This is a genomic window from Glaciecola sp. SC05 (assembly GCF_041380235.1).
GTDB lineage: Bacteria > Pseudomonadota > Gammaproteobacteria > Enterobacterales > Alteromonadaceae > Glaciecola.
Window position 1 is genome coordinate 26,873 of sequence record NZ_JBGIYY010000010.1, and the last position, 20,347, is coordinate 47,219.

Annotated in this window: 21 protein-coding genes and 1 riboswitch; of the genes, 6 read left to right on the top strand and 15 right to left on the bottom strand. The window is 43.3% G+C overall.

Annotated features, from left to right (window positions below; all coding sequences use genetic code 11):
- Nucleotide 1: 1 nt before the first annotated feature.
- Entirely contained in the window at nt 2–652 is a 651-nt protein-coding gene (locus AB9H30_RS10630) for a DUF542 domain-containing protein (RefSeq protein ID WP_371194648.1), read from the bottom strand.
- A 122-nt stretch (nt 653–774) separates the two neighbouring features.
- Nucleotides 775–2,388, bottom strand: a complete 1,614-nt coding sequence (locus AB9H30_RS10635) for an MFS transporter (protein WP_371194649.1) — start codon at nt 2,386–2,388, stop codon at nt 775–777.
- A 334-nt stretch (nt 2,389–2,722) separates the two neighbouring features.
- Between AB9H30_RS10635 and narL the strand changes: the two genes are divergently transcribed.
- The 3 genes from narL to AB9H30_RS10650 are packed head-to-tail and all read left to right on the top strand — an operon-like array spanning nt 2,723 to nt 4,982.
- A complete protein-coding gene (gene narL / locus AB9H30_RS10640; protein WP_371194650.1) occupies nt 2,723–3,376 on the top strand; it encodes a two-component system response regulator NarL in 654 nt (217 codons plus the stop codon).
- 3 nt (nt 3,377–3,379) lie between these two features.
- Nucleotides 3,380–4,615, top strand: a complete 1,236-nt coding sequence (gene glp, locus AB9H30_RS10645) for a gephyrin-like molybdotransferase Glp (RefSeq protein ID WP_371194651.1) — start codon at nt 3,380–3,382, stop codon at nt 4,613–4,615.
- Nucleotides 4,616–4,619: 4 nt separating this feature from the next.
- Nucleotides 4,620–4,982: a YbaN family protein gene (locus AB9H30_RS10650; RefSeq protein ID WP_371194652.1), complete on the top strand. Its 363-nt coding sequence runs from the start codon at nt 4,620–4,622 to the stop codon at nt 4,980–4,982.
- A gap of 5 nt (nt 4,983–4,987) precedes the next feature.
- On the opposite strand, the gene nrdD is transcribed toward AB9H30_RS10650, so the two are convergent.
- From nrdD to AB9H30_RS10710, 12 genes are all read right to left on the bottom strand, one after another.
- Nucleotides 4,988–6,805 (bottom strand): anaerobic ribonucleoside-triphosphate reductase, encoded by a 1,818-nt coding sequence (gene nrdD / locus AB9H30_RS10655; RefSeq protein ID WP_371194653.1) that lies wholly within the window; start codon nt 6,803–6,805, stop codon nt 4,988–4,990.
- Entirely contained in the window at nt 6,792–7,262 is a 471-nt protein-coding gene (nrdG, locus tag AB9H30_RS10660) for an anaerobic ribonucleoside-triphosphate reductase activating protein (RefSeq protein WP_371194654.1), read from the bottom strand. The genes nrdD and nrdG overlap by 14 nt, the downstream gene beginning before the upstream one ends.
- A gap of 246 nt (nt 7,263–7,508) precedes the next feature.
- A complete protein-coding gene (gene moaE, locus AB9H30_RS10665; protein ID WP_214451624.1) occupies nt 7,509–7,973 on the bottom strand; it encodes a molybdopterin synthase catalytic subunit MoaE in 465 nt (154 codons plus the stop codon).
- A gap of 2 nt (nt 7,974–7,975) precedes the next feature.
- Nucleotides 7,976–8,221, bottom strand: coding sequence for a molybdopterin converting factor subunit 1 (gene moaD, locus AB9H30_RS10670; protein ID WP_214451625.1), 246 nt, complete (start codon nt 8,219–8,221; stop codon nt 7,976–7,978).
- The gene (gene moaC / locus AB9H30_RS10675; RefSeq protein ID WP_214451626.1) at nt 8,208–8,717 is read right to left on the bottom strand and encodes a cyclic pyranopterin monophosphate synthase MoaC; all 510 of its coding nucleotides are present in this window, start codon (nt 8,715–8,717) and stop codon (nt 8,208–8,210) included. Before moaC ends, moaD begins: the two co-directional genes overlap by 14 nt.
- Entirely contained in the window at nt 8,714–9,298 is a 585-nt protein-coding gene (gene moaB / locus AB9H30_RS10680; RefSeq protein WP_371194655.1) for a molybdenum cofactor biosynthesis protein B, read from the bottom strand. Before moaB ends, moaC begins: the two co-directional genes overlap by 4 nt.
- A complete protein-coding gene (locus AB9H30_RS10685) occupies nt 9,285–9,899 on the bottom strand; it encodes a molybdenum cofactor guanylyltransferase (RefSeq protein WP_371194656.1) in 615 nt (204 codons plus the stop codon). The genes moaB and AB9H30_RS10685 overlap by 14 nt, the downstream gene beginning before the upstream one ends.
- A 68-nt stretch (nt 9,900–9,967) precedes the next feature.
- Nucleotides 9,968–10,942 carry a GTP 3',8-cyclase MoaA gene (gene moaA, locus AB9H30_RS10690; protein WP_371194657.1) on the bottom strand — a complete coding sequence of 325 codons (975 nt, stop codon included), beginning with the start codon at nt 10,940–10,942 and terminating at the stop codon, nt 9,968–9,970.
- A riboswitch (molybdenum cofactor riboswitch) is annotated at nt 10,934–11,104 on the bottom strand. (Overlaps the previous gene by 9 nt.)
- A gap of 165 nt (nt 11,105–11,269) precedes the next feature.
- Entirely contained in the window at nt 11,270–12,472 is a 1,203-nt protein-coding gene (locus tag AB9H30_RS10695) for an alginate export family protein (protein ID WP_371194658.1), read from the bottom strand.
- A 179-nt stretch (nt 12,473–12,651) separates the two neighbouring features.
- Nucleotides 12,652–13,044: a SirB2 family protein gene (locus tag AB9H30_RS10700; RefSeq protein WP_371194659.1), complete on the bottom strand. Its 393-nt coding sequence runs from the start codon at nt 13,042–13,044 to the stop codon at nt 12,652–12,654.
- A 20-nt stretch (nt 13,045–13,064) separates the two neighbouring features.
- Nucleotides 13,065–14,264 carry an NnrS family protein gene (locus tag AB9H30_RS10705; RefSeq protein WP_371194660.1) on the bottom strand — a complete coding sequence of 400 codons (1,200 nt, stop codon included), beginning with the start codon at nt 14,262–14,264 and terminating at the stop codon, nt 13,065–13,067.
- 3 nt (nt 14,265–14,267) lie between these two features.
- Nucleotides 14,268–15,545, bottom strand: coding sequence for a nitrate/nitrite transporter (locus AB9H30_RS10710; RefSeq protein WP_371194661.1), 1,278 nt, complete (start codon nt 15,543–15,545; stop codon nt 14,268–14,270).
- A gap of 462 nt (nt 15,546–16,007) precedes the next feature.
- Here AB9H30_RS10710 and AB9H30_RS10715 point away from each other — a divergent pair, with 462 nt between their 5' ends.
- The 3 genes from AB9H30_RS10715 to AB9H30_RS10725 all read left to right on the top strand — a co-directional run bounded on the left by AB9H30_RS10715 (nt 16,008) and on the right by AB9H30_RS10725 (nt 19,747).
- A complete protein-coding gene (locus tag AB9H30_RS10715) occupies nt 16,008–17,474 on the top strand; it encodes a NarK family nitrate/nitrite MFS transporter (RefSeq protein ID WP_371194662.1) in 1,467 nt (488 codons plus the stop codon).
- Between the two features lie 68 nt (nt 17,475–17,542).
- Entirely contained in the window at nt 17,543–19,303 is a 1,761-nt protein-coding gene (locus AB9H30_RS10720) for a protein kinase (protein ID WP_371194663.1), read from the top strand.
- Nucleotides 19,304–19,333: 30 nt separating this feature from the next.
- Nucleotides 19,334–19,747, top strand: coding sequence for a hemerythrin domain-containing protein (locus tag AB9H30_RS10725; protein WP_371194755.1), 414 nt, complete (start codon nt 19,334–19,336; stop codon nt 19,745–19,747).
- A gap of 37 nt (nt 19,748–19,784) precedes the next feature.
- On the opposite strand, the gene AB9H30_RS10730 is transcribed toward AB9H30_RS10725, so the two are convergent.
- On the bottom strand, nt 19,785–20,177 hold the full coding sequence (locus tag AB9H30_RS10730; RefSeq protein WP_371194664.1) for a ribonucleotide reductase subunit alpha: 393 nt from the start codon (nt 20,175–20,177) through the stop codon (nt 19,785–19,787).
- Nucleotides 20,178–20,347: the final 170 nt, after the last annotated feature.

A 20,347-nucleotide genomic window follows, 5' to 3' on the forward strand; every position in this document is an offset into this window, starting at 1 on the left:
TTCATCTGACAAACAATACATTGTTTTCAATGAAAATATGCATATATATGTCGTTGATAAAAGCCTGTAAACCCAAATAAAGCGCCTTCCAAGAGTTACACGCATCTGGGTGCAACTGAATGTCGTTTGTGATTTCAAAAATGGTACTTATGAGTGATAAGTGGTCATCATGCTCACGCTTCATTACCTGAATAGGTCCAGCTGGAAGAGATAAGTGCTCTTGGGCTAACATCGGGAAAAGTACGTTTTCTTCCTTTTGCATGTGCTCTTCAAGTTCATTTTGTACTTGCACTAAATGCTGGCTCAGGCCAACAGGGCAGTACTTGTTATCAACATGCGTGGTCTCAACTCTTTCTGCCAGACGTATCAGCTCAGGTAGCTGTTGCCTGTGTACATCATGAAAGCGAGTGAAAATGTATTCAATAATCTGCTGTTTAGGCCATGTATCGAATTCTTGTATGTACTCTTGCCTATCGATAATGTTGTTTAATTCAGCATAAATGCGCTCGGCATCGGCTGACCGATTTTGCATTGCTACCCCTAAGGGTTCTTGGTTCTGAGAGCAAAAGTTAATATTATGGGAAAAAAATACCGCAGTTGCACCTGGCAAATTCACAGCAATCTTTGAAGCGCTTGTTCGCTCAAAATTCATGATAACCTCGCTATTTATCGCCCTCTATAGACCTAGAAGACACAACTACTTTCAATGTGCTTTGATGCAGGGAGCATGAATATGCATGCCCCCTTGTGTGTGACCCGCTTTAACTTCGCTTACTATGGGTTATAAAACTCACCGTCTTTGCGTAAATAGAACCAATAGTTAATTAACACGCATACGCAATAAAACACTGCAAAACCTATAAGCGCCACCTCTGGTGTGGTTGCTGTTATTTGCTCGCCAATCACTTTAGGGATGTAAAACGCACCATAGGCAGCAACCGCTGACGTCCAACCTAAGACAGGACCTGCCTGCTCTTTTGGGAACACCATGGCGATGGTTCTAAAGGTTGAGCCATTGCCGATACCAGTAGCCGCAAACAATAATAGAAATAAGACGAAAAACGGAATGAAGTACTCTTCAGGCGTAGCCGACTGATAAGCTTGCTTCATATAATAAGCAACACCTAAGGCACTGCCAATCATCACAATTGAGCACACTTGTGTCACAAAAGCGCCGCCTAATTTATCAGATATCCAACCGCCAACAGGACGAATGAGCGCACCAATAAATGGGCCCATCCAGGCGTACATAAGTGCACTAGGGCCATTTGCATTAATAGTATCGTGTGTCATGATCCCATCAACCATTATATGGCTGTAGCCAAAGATAACCTTTATTGCCAGCGGGAAGGATGCTGCGAACCCGATGAATGAGCCAAATGTCATTGTATAGATAATACTCATTACCCACGTATGTTTATTATTAAAAATTTGATATTGACGGGTCAGGCTTTGGCCAATGGCACCTGGTAGGACTTTAAGCGCGATAACCGTAGCGGCAACAACTAGCACCAGTACAAGCTCTTTGGGCACACCAAAACCGGAGCCATTGGCGCTTTCTGGCAACATTAACCATAAACCCACAGCGGCAATCACAAGACCGATAGTAAGCATTACTGTGATGAGCGCAAACGATGTTAACGGGTTGCCAATATTTGGGGATACCTCCGGAGTTCGGATGTTGTTCATACCAAACCATGTAAGGAAGAATAACGGTACCAGTAACAACAGCCATACAAAGCCCGCATTAGAGATATAGCTCTCGGTACCTGCTGGTATTTTACCAATGAGTGTACCAGATGCGTTAACCAACACCATCGGGTCGCCGCTTAGCGCACCAAAGGCAGCAAATGTCATAAATAATGGCACCACAATTTGCATGGTTGTAACACCAAAGTTGCCCAGTCCGGCATTTAGTCCCAAGGCTAAGCCCTGCTGTTTTTTGGGGAAAAAGAAGCTTATATTTGACATAGATGACGCAAAGTTTCCTCCACCAAAACCCGACAATAGTGCTAGAAGCTGAAAATGCCACAGTGGCGTATCTGGGTTTTGCAAGGCAAAACCCGCACCAACGGCAGGTATCATCAACAGCGCTGTGGTAAAGAACATGGTGTTGCGCCCACCACACAGCCTTATAAAAAAGCTACTAGGAATACGCAGTGTTGCGCCAGTTAATCCGGCTATTGCCATTAGGGTAAATAGCTCTGCCTTTGCAAAATCAAACCCTAAGTTGAGCATCTGCACAGTAATGATGCCCCAATACAACCAAACCGCGAAACCTGCTAATAAGCTTGGTATAGAAATCCAAAGATTACGGTTAGCGATTTTTTTACCTTCCTTTTCCCAGAACTCTGTGTCTTCCGGGTTCCACTTGTGTAGATCTGACATGTGCATTCTCCAATCAATGTCGTCTTCAATAAATTACATGCACTATGGTACACACGGGCCTCACTCACAATCTGCATTGATAGGTATATCAGAGGATTATTGTAGGCAAACAAACCAAGGTGGCGCTGATCAAAAACCACCTTCATTCGCGGCCTAAGCCCTCTGTATACCCCATATAATGTGGATTTACATATGGGTAGTCAGTTACCCCCTTTTAGGTAGTCGCTTTACCCCAAAGAAACTTATTGTTGATGAATATGATGATGTATAGTGGTGTCTGTAACGTTTTAATGTACGAATCGTCGCCACACACCAACGCCAAAGGAAGAACTGCATGTTTAATGATCAACCCGCGTCAATCATGATGGTAGATGACCATCCCTTATTGAGAAAGGGGCTCAATCAGCTACTTGAATTTGAAGATGATTTAACCGTTGTCGGTGAGGCTTCCTCCGGTCAAGAAGCTATAGAATTAGCGCTTTCATTAGAGCCTGATCTAATAACACTGGATTTGAACATGCAAGGCATGGATGGTCTAGAAACGCTGAAGATAATGCGAGACAAAGGTGTAGACTCACGCATAATCATGTTAACCGTTTCTGATAATGACGAAGATGTAGTGGAGGCTATTCGTTCTGGTGCAGACGGTTACCTTTTAAAAGACATGGACCCCGAAGAACTCGTCGACAAACTCAAAGAAGCCGCGCTGGGCAAAATGGTGATGAGCGCAAAGCTCACAGAAATTCTAGCCACAGCACTTAGAAAGCCTGAACGTGCGGGTAGTCGTGCATTGGCCAGTTTAACCAGTCGAGAGCTAGAAATTCTGAAGCTAATTGCGAAAGGCATGAGCAATAAACTGATTGCTCGCGAGCTAGATATCTCCGATGGCACGGTCAAAGTGCATGTTAAACACTTTCTTAAGAAGCTCAATTTACGCTCGCGCGTAGAGGCCGCCGTATGGATGGTCAATCACCAAAACGGAGTATAAGCAATGAAGTGCGGATGTGATGCGCCGGGACTAATGCCCATTGAACAAGCGAAAGATATGATTTTTCGCGCGATAACGCCCATAAATGTGCTTGAACACTGCGCGCTTCATGATGCCCTTGGAAGGGTGTTGTCTGAAAATATTGTTTCACCCATTAATGTTCCAGCCTATGATAATTCAGCAATGGACGGTTATGCGATCAGAGCAAGTGACCTGCAATCCACCTCTACACTTAAGCAGATAGGAAAAAGCTTTGCAGGAGCGGCGTTTATGGAAGAGGTGAACGAGGGTGAATGCGTTCGCATTATGACCGGCGCACAAATTCCAAACGGCTCAGATACAGTGGTGATGCAAGAGAATACCAAAGCCGATGACCTTCAAATAAGCTTCACTGGCAAGGTAAAACAAGGCGATGCTATCAGGCCTGCCGGTGATGATATAAAGCTTGGCAGTGTGGTACTGCAAAAAGGCAAACGAATCAGCCCAATTGACATTGGCTTGTTAGCTTCATTAGGCATCAATAAAGTACCTGTTGTACGCCGACTATGTGTAGCGGTGTTTTCTACGGGTGACGAATTGTTAGCCGCCGGTGAAACGGCTAGAGAAGATCGAATCTTTGACAGTAACCGTCCAATGCTCATTGCTATGTTAGAACGTCTAGGGGCATCGGTCATTGACCTAGGCATCATCGCCGACAGTAAAGCCGATATTAAAGCAGCCTTTGAAAAGGCGAATAACCTTGCTGACTGCGTCATAACCAGTGGCGGCGTTTCTGTTGGCGAGGCTGACTACACAAGAGAAATCTTGGAAGAGTACGGCCAGATTGATTTTTGGAAGCTTGCAATAAAACCGGGCAAGCCTTTAGCATTTGGCCGCTTAAGCGACAGCATCTTTTTTGGTTTACCGGGCAACCCGGTTTCATCGGCTGTTACTTTTGATCAAATTGCCGCCCCCGCACTTGCTTATTTGGCTGGAGAATCAAGCCCGGTGGCAGTGCCACTGAAAGCTGTGGCAAAAAGTGCCATGAAAAAGCGCCCAGGCAGGACAGACTATCAAAGAGCATATTACTATGCCGACGACTCGGGAGAGCTTTGCGTCACGCCTAGTGTTTCCCAAAGTTCAGGAGTACTCTCTGGTTTTAGCGATAGCAATTGTTATGCGGTGCTAGAAAATGTGCGCGACGCAGTGTCAGAGGGTGAATCGGTAAACATTTTACCTTTTAGCACTCTCGTCAAGTAGCCTAATGCGGCGCGGGTTCCTCTTATGTTTAGGCTGGTTATTTTTCGCGCTAGCTGTTATCGGCGTAGCTTTACCCTTAGTCCCCACTACGCCATTTTTATTGTTAGCAGCCTACTTTTTTTCACAAAGCTCTGATCGGGTTCACCAGATGCTAATGAACAATACGTATTTTGGTCCAGTGATAAGCGATTGGCACACTAATCACGTAATACGGCTCAAGACCAAATGCATTGCGAGCGTTTTAATGCTTATCATGATCTCCTACCCACTGATTTATATGATTAACAACTATTGGGTTAAAGGATTTGTAATAAGCATCATATTGGCCGTGTTAGGATTTATTTGGTCCAAGCCGAGCGCAATTTAACCTTACTAAACCTCATGTGCCTCGTCAGGTGATGCACTATACTCCTTAGTTTGTCGATGATAGTGGCGTATATCATGCTCATCTCGCCTACCTTTACTAAATGCAGAGACTCGCTTTAAGTAGCCAATTACACGCGTGCCATAATCAATATCTTTTGAATTACATGCGCTACAAGCAGATAAAGTACGTTTATCGATATGCTCGCACTCATTGCATATTGTAATTTTTACGTTAATGCAAAAGTAGTTACAACCCGCTTGAGCTGCGATGTTTAAAATCCGCAGCGCGTTTTTTTCTGTTAAGGTTTCTTCTAAATTGACATGAAGCGCAGATCCACCATCGAGATAGCGCGTCATTTCATGCCCATGCATGAAAAATTTATCGAGATGATTAATACCCGCATTTTCAACGGCATAAAAATATGAGTTATAACAGTCTCGCGTGACCCAAAATCCATCTTCTCGATCCCATTTGGCATTTTTTACACCAAGGTTTTCCGCCGGCACAAACTCAGTGTTGAACATATATCCATATTCTTTGTTAGCGCGCTTATTGGCGTCGTAAATAGTTCTTAAATGTTGCTGAACAAAGTGCTTATAGTCGCTATTATTATCGACTCGAATGCCTAAAAATTCGGCGGCCTCGACCATGCCATTTATGCCAATGGTAAGATACTGTTTTTTTAAATCGATGAAACCCGCGCTATACACAGAAAGCGCGCCTGCTGTTAAATACTCCTCAACGAGCGCGCGATAAGCAACTTGATACTTTTGAATATTCTCAACCGTCTTTTTAATGTCCATACCTTTTTGAATAAGTCGATTCATATTCATGGTAATGACATTAATCGAGCCTGTAGAAACGCCACCGGCACCTAAACTGTATGAAAAGGTATTGTCTGAAATTTCATTACGCAAGCGACAACATGATGCCAGAGAGTCTGGGCTGTCAGATTGATACACAAAAAATGACGCGCCTTGACTCATTGAGCGAGCGCACATTTGCGCAAAGCCTGCATCTTTAACTGCTCCATTTTCCGTCAGCATCGCAGCGGTAACGACTGGAAATGTCAAAATAGCTTTGCTCCTTTCTTGGGTAAACCAGTCAACAAAAAAGCCTTGAAGTTTTTCGATACTTTGCCACTTAGGAGCGGTCATATCAGGAAACACAAAACCTCCAAACATGGCGTCAAAGTAATACTTGTCGTATAAGGATATATTCCAAAATACGCTTTGGTAACCTCTGGCGGCTGCGGGCTGGTTAATCGCATAGACCACATGTTGTAGATGATTTTCTATTTCTTTTTTATGCGTGGTCAGATACTCGCTGCCAAGATCTTTGCGCGCAAAATAATCGAAGTACATTAAAAACTCTACTGTCGCAATGGCGCCAGCAAATTGTGCACTAATGGCAAAAACTAAGTTCACAAAGCTGCCACAAAATGATGACAGATGCTGTGGGGCTTTCGATTCGCCGCCAAGTTTGGTTAAGCCATCTAACAAGAACGGATACATGGTAATAGATGCACAATAGGGTTTTAAGCTCGTTTCGTCATGCACATATATTTCATGTTGACGAATTTGTCGCTCATATTCTTTGGCCAACGGGGCGCCAAAAAGCGTTTGTATTTTTTGTTTGACCGACGCACGATTAACTTGAATAAAGAAGTCTTTCATAAGCTCAGCTTCTAAAGTAGCAATATTTTTACTCGTTACGTTAGCGTTTGCGTCTAAAGTCGCGCCATCGGCGGCATTGTCGGCTCCTAGATAGTTAGCAATGAAATCTAGCTTATGATTAATGTGTTCTTGATTAAGTGGTAGCATTGAGTGAAGACTCCTGAAATTTAATGTTTAGTACTTGCCCATTTGCAAGCTCTATAAAGCGCTGATTAGTGTTGGGGTTTTCAAGTCCACCTAGCGTGCGAATATATGGACCTGTTTTTATATAAGTAAGTAAACTTTTAAGTGTGTCGGGTACGTCGTTAAGACCCGTATATAAACAGGTACTCATGCCGCTTTCACGTGCTTTTTTTAGTTTTGAACATAGTGCTTCTAAGCACCATTCTCCGCCAAAAAACAGCACACAGCTCACATATTGAGAGTACTGAGTTAGGTAACGGTTAAAGCGTTCATCACTCAGATGGGTACCTGCAGTGCTTGGCCAAGTATCTTTGCTATGACAGCCTTTACAACGTAAAGGGCAACCAGTAATGGTAAAGCACAAGCTAATATGATCTGGGACTTCTTGAAATAAAACCTGGGGCTCGAAAGAGTTAAACATTAACACTCCAAAACACTATATGTAGTGTTTTTATACTCCTCAAACACAACATGTAGTATGATCTGGATCAAAGTTTCACCTCTTAAAATGCGATTAAATGGTGGGTTTTCCCACAAAGCCGAGACGCCAATGACTTAGGGATTTTAAAACAATAAAGGGACGCAGAGCGCGCTAGAGGCAAGTGCTAATGTCATCGCTTATGCGATAAGGACATACAACAAAAAATACGACGATAGAAAACAGGTTTTATAATGATGAATGGGGCTCAAACCAACGCTTTATCGCTTGATGATCACTGGATTTAGTTTCCACCCATTTCAGACCTGTTGATGTGCCTTCCTGCTTCCATAAAGGCGCATTGGTTTTTAGGTAATCCATAATAAATTCTGTCGCTTCAAACGCATTCTTTCTATGTTTTGAGGTCACACCAACAAACACAATTTGTTCGGTTGCCTCAAGCTGCCCCACTCGATGAATCAAGCGAATATGACCGAGCTCCCAGCGCTTTCTTGCAGCTGAGCAGATTTTCATCAGCGACTTTTCGGTCATACCAGGGTAATGTTCAATGACAACACTCGATACCGCACCTTGAGGATTGAACTCTCTCACCAAACCGGTGAACGTTACGATAGCGCCATCACTGTCCGCATTATCCCGAAGTGCTTGATACTCAACACAGTGCTCAAAATCCTCTTGCTGGACGCGTATCATAATTATCCACCCGTTACCGGAGGGAAAAACGCAATTTCATCCCCGTCATTTATGCGCGCATCTGCACCACAAAGCGTTTGATTTACTGCTATGAGCACATCATTTTCTTTTAATACGCTCCACTGCTCGCTTTTTTCTAATAATTCACGAAGCAGGTCACTGACAGTCCTTTGACCTGAGTACTCAAAATTCAGAGACGCTACACCAAGACGTTCTCGTAGACTTGCAAAAAATTTAATTTGGATCATTTTCTCGCCTCCAGACGCCAGACTTACCGCCTGATTTTTCTAACACTCTTATAGCATAGATGATCATGCTTGGATCTGCCGCCTTACACATATCAAATAGAGTCAATAGCGCAACCGACACCCCCGTTAACGCTTCCATTTCAACGCCTGTTACCCCATCTAATTTGCAATGACATAACACGCGAATTTCATTATGTTGTTCATCCATTTCAAAATCGATACTAACTTTACTCAACATCAATGGATGGCACAGTGGAATTAAGTTGGCACAATTCTTACTCGCCTGTATGCCGGCTATCCTAGCGGTGCTTAACACATCTCCCTTTGCCATTTTGTTCTGCTGCACTTTTAACAGTGTCTCAGCGCTCATCGAGATAGCGCCGATTGCTGTTGCCTCTCTTCTTGTCTCTTGTTTGCCTGAAACATCCACCATATTAGCCGCGCCATGCTCATCCACGTGAGTTAGGTTAGCACTGCCGATTGTGGATGTACTCATGAGCGGGAGCTACAAAGCTGCTGCTGAAATTGACTTGAATCATTAGCATCTGATTTGGCAGCAATATCGACACGCTTTAGATGGGGAACAAAGTTGCAAGGTCCTTGTGCACCATCTAGCTGCTGCTTAATAATGCCGTTCCACGCTGTTTTGCATGCACCCGTCGACCCCGGCACACAAAAAATTACTGTGTTATTGGCTAAGCCAGATATTGCGCGGGATTGAATGGTCGAGGTTCCAATTTCTTGATAGCTCAAATGCCTGAAAAGTTCGCCAAAGCCTTCTACTTCCTTATCAAATAGGGGAGCGACCGCCTCAGGCGTTGAGTCTCGTTGTGTAAATCCTGTACCGCCAGTAATTAATATCGCTTGCACATTCGGATCAGCGATATACTCCGATACTCTCGCTCGAATAAGGTAAACATCGTCTATCACGATATCTCGGCGAACGACTTGATGGCCTTGGTCACTGGCGCTTACGGCCAAAAACTCGCCAGACGTATCAGTGGTTTTATCTCTAGTGTCAGATACGGTAAGCACCGCGATATTTAGCGCTTCAAACGTTTTATTAGAATGACTCATAGCGCACCTCCTGTGTATTTGGTTGATGATTTTTCTCAAAGTGTTGCATTGCGAAGCGCCATTGTTCAGGAGTATTGGTATTAAATGTTTTTGAATCCGCACTTGCTCGAAGCTCTAGCATCAAAAAGTGTGAACAAAGCCGCGCAACTGAGTACGATTGCGTGCACTTAAGCGTGTAATCTAGGATTTGTCTAAATTGAGGGGTGTTTTGCACAAATAGTGGCAAATTACTGCCTTTAAATCTGACATTTTTTGATTGCTCTCGTCCACATGCAATCAATGATTCTAGGTTTTTTGTATCCATTAATGGCAGGTCTACCGGTTGAATTAACAGGTTATAATGTGGAAAGCGGGTTGCGATACTATGAATGCCAGAAAGAGGACCAGCACCTGAGATGAGATCTGAAAAGTGCGAAGGATTTCCATCGTTTCGACTAATCACAACTTTATCAACCGAAGTATTGCGTAATAGCCGCTCTGTGCGCTTTACCATGGTTGAAGAGGCGATTTTAAGCAGTGCCTTGTCTTTGCCCATACGAGACGAAAGGCCACCGGCAAGGACTACGCCCATCACGTTTCGGTTTTCTTGATTGTCTTTCATCTGTTTTATCCTGTTATTTCGTTTTCTGTCATTTATGAGCTGCTTGGCTTTACCGTCGATTTTTGGCGTTAACCACCAAGCATAGCTAACTGCTTGGTAGCGCCTGTAAAACCTTCTTGTAAGAAATGTGTCGCTTTTTTATCTTTCATAGAAAGACCAACAGCCTCTACCGTCGCATCCACATCGCCAGCTTCAAGATAGGGCAAAATATCATGCCCTTCATTGGCAAACAGACACAAATGTAGCTTCCCTTGAGACGACACTCTCAAACGATTGCAAGTGTCACAAAAGTCTTTGCTATAAGGCATGATCAAGCCGATATTTCCGCGATAGTCAGGGTGTGAAAACTCTTGAGCAGGCCCAGCGTCACCGCCTCGAATAATGCGCTCCCAACCTTGCGTGAGTAAGGTATTTTTGATGGCTTGACCTGGCACATGATTGCGCTCAAAAAACACCTGATTATCGCCCGTTTGCATTAGCTCAATAAAGCGCCAAGTGACCTCGTGCTCTTTTAAATAAGCCAAAAAGCTACTTAGTTCTTTGTAGTTAAACTGTTTAAGCATCACGGTATTAAATTTCACCGTCTTAATCCCAGCAGCTAGCGCTGAATCCACACCCTGCAGGATATCCTCTAATTTCTTTTTACCGGTAATTGCAGCAAACATCCGAGGGTCAAGACTATCGGCACTAACATTTAGCGCATCAAGACCTGCATCTTTATACTTTTGTGCGTCCTTGTTTAAACGATAAGCATTTGTGGTCAATGCCACTTTATCTATACCTGGGGTTTGCTTGCATAGGGAAATGATATCGACCAAGTCTTTACGGAGCGCTGGCTCACCACCGGTAATACGTATTTTACTTGTCCCCATTTTTGCAAAGGCCTGAACCAAGGTCTCAATTTGGCGGATGCTAAGCCCGCCAGTGGGTGTATCGCAAGCGTTGCCATCAGGCAAACAATAGTTGCATTTAAAATTGCACAATTCAGTGATTGAAAGGCGCAGGTACTTAAATTTTCTGCCAAATGTATCTTCTAGTTGCACGTTAAACACCTTTCCAATTGCCGGGAGGCTAGCAGATTTCTCTGGTTAACCAGGCGTTGAGAAGAAATTTAGTATTTATTCGCAACGCGGCTTACATTTCCTAGCTATCGCTAAACCGCAACGACACACCTTAGAAAATAAAGCTCGGAGTTAAGTAATGATTAAATTGTGGACTATTGAAGGCACTTTTGTAATTAGTCTGAAGGAATACCCCCAAAGAGGTACAAGCCTGGCGGTGGGTTTTCAGTGCATTTTTGATAACAATAGGGGCTCAAATGTATGCTATTGAGCCCCCATAAGATGAGAATGTAACATTAAGGCGGCGCCTCAGAATTTGAAGTTAACCATACTCCAGAATTTGTTAGTGTCTACCGCAAAGCCATCGGCACTATAATTTGCGTACTTCAATAACAAGCTTACTTTATCTGCAACAGGGTAAGTCGCAATCAAATTAAGCTCATTACCATAGTCAATTGAACCTACATCAGAGTCGAGTTGGTGATACACTGCAGTTAGGTTTATTTTACCGATTTTACTCGATACTTTTACATACAAGTCATTAACACCTACCCCCGGCGTATTTAGAAACTTGTCTGCAAAGCCTTGGAACTTATGCAAGGTTGCAAGGGGAGTAGTGAAGCCTACGCCATTATCGCTACCAAGAGATTCGTAGCCAATACCTACATTTACTGCCGACACTTTAGTACCTAGCTCTAACGCTACATATTGCGTTGAGAAGTTGTTAGGGTTGTTGCCGGTGTCTGACTGAACCGCATAAGCGGCATGCAGCTTTATATCTCCAACATTACCATCGTAACTTGCCCCTAAGGTGCGCGTTGAAATGGCTAAGGCAGTATCAAAGTCTAGTTCGTATGCATAAGCGGTCAGTTTATGCGTTTTATCCAAGTTATAGTTAACGTTGAGCAAATGAATATTGCCCTGTAGGTCAGCATTTGGGCTATCGGGGCCAAAAATGCGATTAACATTATACACATAGCTGTAGTCAAACTTGAATTTGCCTTCATCTGCATATTGCACTCTATAAGCGTCGTAAGTCTGTTCATTTTGACGCCACGCTACCCCACCCACAAATCGCTGGTCATTGTGATTGATGCGCTGTCGCCCAAATGACAAATCAAAACCACCTGTCTTATAACCTACAAAAGCCAAATTAACCTCGGTAAGGGTTGGGTCGGCCACCACAGGGTAAACCGTATTTCCATTTACCGTGCTGTTATAGTTTTCATTACCAATAGCGGCAATATTATCCACTTCAAACACACCATAAAAGCCATTAAGGTCGGCACTTTTATAAGTCAGCCGAGTAAGCAAGGTAGAGGCGTTAGCGGTTTTATCAATGCTGTCTTGGTCGACGCGTTCATACCGATAGCGCATGCTTATATCGGTGTCGCCCTTTGAAATAGCATTTTGCACTTCTTTCAACGTCGAGTCTTGAGCGAACACGTGGCCTGAGAGAGGAAGAGTAGCACCTAAAGTAGCTACCACCATTAAGGATGTATATTTTTTCATGTGTTTTTCCTAGTGTGAATAGTTATTGGAAATATACACCTTAACCTTATAAAAATCCTTTAAAAACAATAAATTACCAACAATGCCCAGTCACTATCAATAAAGGGGTAGCTACGTTACCAACGAATGAGCATTTACATCTGATTTGTGGATCATTTGGCCCTATTATCACAAAGCCACTACAAGATGACCAATGGCTGGTGGGATAAGGCTACATTAATCATGTATCCATAAGTAAGAAGAGCAAATGCACCTGCAACCTTTTTTACTTTCACCGTTTTGCCGTATTTTATTGCGACACTGCCCAAAACGATATACACCACCAACGCGCATAGCTTGACCAATAACCAAGGCTGCTCACTAGGCCACAATTTCATGGTGACCATCAAGTAAATACCTAAACTCAATAAAAGCGTGTCGATACAATGAGGTAATACCCTCGCCCAGGTTTTTGTTAGGTTAGCAGGATAATTCAGTGACATGTAAAAGCGTACACAAAACAAGGTCACGCTTGCTAGCGCCAAAGTGATGTGAACGTGCTTAATGAGCGTGTATGCAATAAATGAAGACATTACGGCCCCTTAACGCCTCGCTAACCGGGTTTGCCATCTACCCGCGCGCGGCTCAGTATGCGAAAATATATAATGACAAAACAAGCAAATGCGGCACACCATAAAATACCTGAAAGCCCCCAAAGCTGGACCATATTTTGTGGTAAAAAAGCAACGCCAATGCTTCGTGCGAGTGCCGCGCAGATAATAAAGATAAAGGCCATACTCATAACTGGGTGAGCTTTTAACGGCCTTCCGCTATGCCCTAAAGACACTCGAGACATCATTGCTAAAATCATCCCTCCAATGGTACCTACCGTTAAGCTATGAATCGCAACGCTTAAATTGAACGGTGCGAACCAAAAGTGCGCTGCCATCAACCCCAGTCCAATAGGGATAAACATCATGGTAAAATGCAATGACCACACTAAAGGAGTGGTAAGGGTTACCCATGGACGCCATCTTAAGCAACGGTAAAAGTGTAAGCATGCACTTAGCGCGCAAACCGCCGCCATCAGGCTCGAAAAGCGTGTCAAACCAGCCGCAAAGAAGATAAAAAGAATAAACAAGCTCGCCATCGACGTGATCTCAAGCCATGCTTTTGGCAGCACTTTAGGCGTATTTGTGCCGTTGGCAGTAAACATGGGAATAACCCTGCCTCCCAATAAAGCCACCAACGCAGTGGTGAGCATGGTCATGCCATATAAACCTTGTGCGTTGAAGGCGCTGTCAAAGCCCAACTGCGGGAGGTAAGTCAGTAAATTCGCCAAAGACATTAAGCATAATATAGGTAAAAACACCATGTTACGTGTCTGGTTTACTTTGATTAATGGAATAGCAAGAAAGACTCCTACCAGCGGCAAAAACGCTAAGTCTAACGCTATAATCCACCATGGTGGGAGGCCTGCAGGAAACAGAATAAAAATCCTAGCCAGGGTCCATACCAACACTAAAAACAATAAACGATTGCCTTTTACACTTGGCACACCAGTCCACGTTTGCACCGCGGTTAACAAAAACCCAGCAATAATAGCCGGCACGAAACCAAACAACATTTCGTGACTATGCCACCACAATACGTCGTTTAGGGGCTTTACGCTGATTGTATTATTAAGACTGAGTATCCAAATCGCCATAGCCAGAAAAGCAAATAATGCACCCATTAAAAAAAATGGGCGAAACCCCAATCTCAATATGGGTATCAAGTTTTGTTCATCGCTCAGCTTGCTTACATTTATCATGACTTAATCCATCTCTAAAAAGTTTTGTTGCTTCGCTCTGAAGACTCTTTGTTGATAACGCTCTCGCTTAATGGCTAAAAACATTAAAAACATGCAGCATGCCAAGACGCCATATAACAGCATGAAGCAGGCACTGTAGACACCAATGAGCTCAACAGCCAAGCCAAACATAACGGGCAATGTGCAACCACCTAAGGCACCAAGCATGGCAACAAAGCCACCAACGCTACCCATTTGTTCGGGGTAATAATCATTTACTAATTTATAAACACTCGCTCTACCAAAACCTTGGGCAATGCCTATCACCAGCAACAGTAGCGTAAATATCCAAACGTTTATCTCAATCTGTAAATTGACGTCTTTACTGACACCATGAATAGTCATCGTTGTGGGCGGATAGCTCAGAAAAAACAGGCAGACAAGACAAATCCAAAAAACGCTCCAATTTACTTGGCGCGCCCCAAATTTGTCTGCAAACCAGCCGCCAGCGGCTCTTGCCATGCTGGAGCTGGTAACAAAAAGAAGGGTAAGTAAGCTCGCTTCGTTAAAGCTGAGTTGATAGGCATTGACGTAGTACTGTGGCAACCACAATAGCAGCGCTAAAAAGCTGCCGAACACAAAATAATAATACAAACCAAAGCGCCAAACGTTTGGTTGCTTTAAAGGCTTGATGTAAAAAGCGAGCTGCTGCGGCTTTTTTACTTGTAAATACTTAGGTGTGCTAGGCGCAAACACACCAAAAACCACGCAACTTACCAAGAGCAGTGCTCCATACACCCAACCGATATACTGCGAGCCCCAAAGATTAGTAATATAGGGCACCAAGATAAGGCTTAAAGCAGCCCCTGCATTACCCGCTCCAAATACACCCATCGCAGTGCCTTGCTCATCGCTGTCAAACCAGTCGGTGATGTAACGAATGCCAATGGTGAATGAAGCACCTGAAACACCAATTAACAGACCAACGAAAACGTACTCGGTAAAACTCTCTATTGCCGGTAAAAGCAGGAGCGGGGGGATCGTAATGAGCATTTGCACCAACCATAGAACCTTGGGCGAAAATCGCTCGCACAATAAACCAACGGGCAGCCTTAGCAAGGCACCAGTAAGAATGGGTGCTGATAACAATATGCCTACCTGAGTATTTGACAAGTTAAGCGTCTGTTTTAGCTCGACTATCATCACGGCAAACAAGGTCCAGGCAGAAAAATTTACCGCAAAGGTTATGGTTGCCAATACCAGTGCAAGTGTCGCTTGACTAGCTTTTATTTGTGATGCCAAGTTGATTACCTATGGTTAACCTTAGGCTCACTATAACCTCTGCTAGTTAGGTTCTCTAGACTTCAGTTGAGCATCAACTGACCTTATTAAACTCGCATATACCACTTAATGAGTAGGCTGCTTAAGTCACTTAAACTGGGCAATAAAAGCGCTTTTCATCGCTTTTTGAGGACTAGCGAAGTCGATTTTCATCTGCAGTGATACCTCTTAAAAGTGACAAATTACCCCCTTAATGGAATATGAATTTCAGCACCTTCATTTAGGCTTGAATAGAGACTATTTGTAAATGAATTTAGCACATTTTGTCTCCTGACCTACCCATACATATCTAAGGCTATATCCCTTACTAGGTAGCTCGGAAGCATTGTGATTACTGGCTTTCATCGCTTGATATGGATCAATAAAGACAAAGCAGTAATGCCAATAATGAACAAAATATTACACACTCATTGAGAGACACTCATGAACAGCGAAAAATTTAACATTTTCAAATTCCATGGAAAAATGAAGGTACTGCACCTTTCTTGGATGGCATTTTTCATCACCTTTCTTGTTTGGTTTAACTTTGCACCGCTATTACAAGCAGTTAAAGAAACCTTGGGCTTAACAACAGACCAAATCAAGACACTACTTATTTTGAACGTCGCATTAACGATACCGGCTCGGGTTATTATCGGTATGCTGACCGATAAATACGGTCCGAGGCTGGTGTATTCTTGGCTGTTAGCACTATGCTCAATTCCGTGCTTTATGTTCGCGATGGCCGATAGCTTTATTCAAGCAGCCATTGCTCGATTCCTGCTTGGCTTTATTGGTGCTGGCTTTGTGATTGGTATACGCATGGTTTCAGAATGGTTTCCGCATAATGAACTAGGCACGGCTGAAGGCATTTATGGAGGTTGGGGTAACTTTGGCTCTGCAGCTGCAGCATTCACACTACCCACGGTAGCACTGCTATTTGGCGGAGAAGACGGATGGCGATATGCAATTGGCATTACAGGTGTCATCAGTTTGCTCTTTGCTTTTATTTACTACACAAACGTAACTAACACGCCAAAAGGTTCTACTTATTTTAAACCCAAAAACGTAGGCGCAATGGAAGTCACGTCAAAAGGCGACTTTTTCTTATTGCTCGTAATGAAGATCCCTATGTATGCAGCCATTGCATTACTCGCATGGAAACTCTCACCAAGCGGTGTTGAAATGCTTAGTCAAACGGTTGTGACTTGGATTTATGTCGGCCTAGCCGCACTGTATGCCGCTGAAGTTTATAAAGTATGGCAGGTAAACAAGGGCATCTTTACCAAAGACGTGCCAGAGCTTCATCGTTACAATTTTAAACAAGTAGCGGTGCTCGATATTCTCTATTTTACCAACTTTGGTTCAGAGCTCGCGGTAGTATCAATGTTGCCCTTATTTTTTGCCGAAACATTCAAATTAGATCCTGTGCTTGCTGGTTTAGTGGCGGGTGCATATGCGTTTATGAATCTGATGTCTAGGCCAGCGGGTGGTTGGATTTCCGATAAATTTGGCCGTAAATCGACGCTCATGATTTTAACGGCAGGTTTAGCAGTAGGATATGGCCTAATGGGCTTGGTTGATGGGCAGTGGCCTCTTTGGCTTGCAGTCGCATTAGCAATGGGATGTTCGTTCTTCGTCCAATCTGGTGAAGGTGCTGTATTTGCCGTTGTACCGCTTATTAAACGCAGAATGACTGGACAAATTGCGGGCATGACAGGTGCTTATGGAAACGTGGGGGCGGTGACCTTCCTCACCGTGTTATCTTTTGTTGACTATAGCACCTTCTTTTTTGTGATCGCTGCGACCGCGCTTGTTGGCTTATTTACCTTACTATTCATGAAAGAGCCTAGAGGCCAAATCGCTGAAGTTGCAGAAGATGGCAGCGTACATATGATTGATGTAGGCTAATCAATGAATGCTCGTTGAAGCATGTGCTTTGACGAGTAATTTTGCCTAATACATAAGAGATGTAAGCAATGTCCACTATGCAAAACCCTGCCGATAGCCATTCTCAGAGCACTCAGCTGAACATCGCGCTCGGCCATGCCTCCATCAGAGGCGTTAAAGCAATTAACGAAGATGCTGTGGCATCGCATATTCCAGAGCAGCAACATGCTTTAGTTTCAAAGGGCATTGCCATTGCAATAGCAGACGGTGTAAGCAGTGCTGAGGCAGGGCAAGAAGCAAGCGAATACGCCGTTTCACACTTTATAGAGGAATATTACTTATCTCCAGATACTTGGTCGGTAAAACATGCTGGACAAAAAACACTTTCAGCTATTAACCTAAATTTATTTAAAAAAAGCCATGTTTTTACCCATCAAGAGAAAGGCTATTTGTGCACATTTAGCGCGCTGGTGATCAAATCTCAAACCGCGCACTTTTTCCATGCTGGTGACTCTCGCATTTACCGGCTAAGAGACGGGGAGTTGACGCAGTTAACTCGTGACCATGCAATAAACATTGGTGGCGGTAAAAACATATTAGCTAGGGCTGTTGGCATGGATAACGTGCTGCAAGTGGATTATGGCAAGTCTCCCGTAGAAGTGGGCGATGTGCTGCTGTTAACCACCGATGGCGTACATGATTTTGTGAGCCCTGCAGCATTAATTGACATATTGAGTCAAACAAATCCGCCACAGGTGCAGTGTGACCAAATCATAGAAATTGCTCAGGCAACCCATAGTGACGACAATATTAGTTGTGCTATTGCTAAGGTTGTGCAACTTCCTCAGGAGAGCCGTGACGATTTTAGTAATAAGCTTACTCGCCTACCATTTCCGCCAGACCTCGAACCGGGCATGACGCTAGACGGATATAGGATTGAAAAAGCACTATTTGCGAGCACCAGAAGCCAAGTTTATCTGGTGACCGACCTTGAAACAAACACACAAATAGTGATGAAAACACCGTCGTTGAACTTTGAAGATGATATTCACTATATCGATAGGTTCATTCAAGAGGAGTGGATTGGTAAACGTATAAATCATAACTTTGTCGTTAAAATAATTACGCAGAACCGTCCTCGCTCGTGCTTATACTATCTAATGGAGTACGTTCCTGGAAAATCCCTTGATAAGTGGATGCTTGCTAATCCCTTGCCAACGCCGAAAAAAGCAATCACCTTGGTTAAGCAAATCGCAGAGGCCTTAGCGGCGTTTCATGATGCTGAGACCATCCATCAAGATTTAAAACCTGCCAACATTATGGTTGACGATGCCATGCACATAAAATTAATCGATTTTGGCTCCGTTTTTGTAGCCGGTATCGCTGAAATTTTTATTCCGATTGAACATCAAGGCGCACTTGGCACTGCAACGTACTCCGACCCTTATTACATACAGGGTCAAAACACTGGAATTCAGGGAGATATTTACTCTTTAGCCACCATCACTTACGAACTATTCACTGGCGAGTTGCCCTATGGCGATAAAATTGAGCAGTCCGTTAATGCTAACGACTTTGATAAGCTTCGTTATACTTCTGCAAGTTATCACAATCCGATTATTCCAATATGGTTTGATCGCGCGCTTGAGAAAGGCACCACGTTAATTCAAGCCAATCGCTATCGTTCGTTAACAGACTTTATTAACGATATCACTCGTCCTAATCCACAGTTTCTGAAAGATGATCCTACGATCAAAAGCAGTAAAGGCTTATTATTTTGGCAACTTATGTCGGGTTTTTGGGTTGTGTTGCTGTTAATCGTAATCGTGTTGTTTTCAACTACCACGTAACGTTGGGAGCACTGATACATTAACAATCTTATTACTCAATGTTTTAGTGTTGATCATGAAAAAATCGACTTTTTGTTTCGTATGTACCGAAAATATAAACAACATAATCGCTACCAAGCTGCGCTTCTTTTCGAAAAGTTTAGTGAGCAGTTGCAACAACATATTGCTTGGGAGGAAGATTTATTGTTTCCCGCCTGTGAAATTAGCGCTCAATCGAAGCATGATGACAATATCCTCCTGTTATATCAGGAACACCAACAAATCATAAATAAAGTCGAGAGCATTAGGCAACACCTCATTGCTCATACTGATTGCGAGGCTCTCGAACAAGAGTTATCAGAGTTAATGCTATTGCATAATGAAAAAGAAGAACACGTTTTGTATGAGCAATGTGATCGCGCAATTGACGAAGCAAGATGTATGGAAATTTTCTTAGATATGTAGTTCGCGCCGCAGATGTTTTAGACGCGAACAGAGAGCGTTAGCTAGCAATCAACTCTATAGGATTTTCCTCCCTATCAAAGACCACGTATTTACGAATATTGCTACCCGTCATAACGTCATTGGTCATTTTATCTAAATATGTTTGCGCCTCATCACTCGTTGGGGGTGTGCGCATCTGACCACTTAGACTGGCGATAAATACAAAATCCCACTCTTTGTTAATTGAATCCGCCTCTTTCACTAAAGCCTCAAATGTTGATAGTTCATCAGGTAACTTGTCTACCACCATGGTTGGCTCGATTGTTCCTTTTTGATCATCTCGTTTTTTACTTTTCTTTGTTGCTTGTGCTGAAGCAAATAAAAACAGTAATCGCTGGGGATCAGGTTGTTCATTTGCCATGGAAAGCAAATCGCTAAACATTGATATCATCGTAATTCCGTAAACATATAAAGACTATGCTTTACGTTACGCTATCTTACATATTTTGTGAATGACAAGGAGTGGGTATGTTTGTACCTATTTTGAGGTACACAGGAAAGTGTTATACAGGCGATAAAACGTCTGCGCGATAACAAATGCTAACATCAAGGGGCAAAGCA